This is a genomic window from Bradyrhizobium sp. USDA3010 (assembly GCF_056429065.1).
The window spans coordinates 1-249 of the sequence record NZ_JBWJZD010000180.1 but is presented as its reverse complement, the minus strand read 5'-3'; the positions used below and the strand labels follow the sequence as shown (position 1 = coordinate 249).

Sequence of the window (249 nt, the reverse complement as noted above, 5' to 3'; positions counted from 1 at the left end):
GCTAGAGCGGTTTCCACTTGATATGGGTCACTACTCGTATCCGGCATGTCGAAAGTAGTTCGCGCATTGCTCGGGTGCAAATGTCTTGATGAGCTTGCCGATCAGCTTCATCAGCGTTGTCGCGGTGCGAGCGGCACCCTTGCGAAGCGCCGTCTTCAGCTTCGAGAATGCCATTTCGATCGGATTGAGATCCGGCGAGTAGGCCGGCAAATAGCGCACTTTGGCGCCGACCGCTTCGACCGCATGGCG

General features: G+C 57.4%; 1 protein-coding gene. It reads right to left on the bottom strand.

The window, feature by feature from the left end; all coding sequences use genetic code 11:
* Window positions 1–30 precede the first annotated feature (30 nt).
* Window positions 31–249: transposase (locus AC066Y_RS43465; protein WP_478279164.1), on the bottom strand; the 219-nt coding region annotated here is incomplete at its 5' end.